Here is a 700-nt window from a genome sequence, read left to right on the forward strand (position 1 = left end):
TACCAATCCACTTTCCAAGGATTTTTATTATTCGCTTTAGGCGGGATGGTGTACGCTGCCTGCTTAGCCGTAATCCAATGCCGAATGGCTTCTGAGCCGTAGGCTTTGTCACCAACAATATGGCTTCCCGTAAGATCAAACCCTTGAAGCAAATTGATCGCTGGAACGGAATCATAGACGTGCCCCCCCGTGAGAAGAAAAGCGAGGGGATTCCCTAATCCATCGACGACGGTATGAAGTTTGGTTGTCTTTCCGCCACGGCTGACGCCTATGTGCTGATTTACTTCGTGTCCTTCTGCGTTTTTTTAGCACCCGCACTGTGTTGATGAGCTTTGACCGATGTAGAATCGATGCTCAAGTTTTCAAAGTCAGGTTCTACGTGAAGAGCTTGGAAGATGGCGACAAGTAATCCGGTATCTCTCCACTTGCAGAAGCGACTGTAGACCGTTTTCCATGAACCATAAAGTTCTTCCGGCAAATCTCGCCAAGCCGCACCACTTCGGGCAATCCAAAGAATGGCATTAAACATGGTACGATTACTTAATTTGGACGGACGTCCTGTTCGATAGGGGGGGAACATGTCCTGAATTTGTTCCCACTGTTCATCGTTTATTTCGTACCGTCTTTGAATCATGCTCGTTGCTCCATTCGTTTTTCCTAAATCATACCACATTTTCTTTAGTTTTCAGACACGTCCTAA

1 pseudogene is annotated in these 700 nt (G+C 46.4%); it reads right to left on the reverse strand.

Annotated features, from left to right (window positions below):
* Positions 1–634 (reverse strand): annotated as a pseudogene (locus AC3WJN_RS25585) (IS5 family transposase); the annotation flags it as partial.
* Between the last annotated feature and the right edge of the window lie 66 nt (positions 635–700).

Source organism: Brevibacillus sp. FW306-2-1A-C05A, from assembly GCF_058781555.1.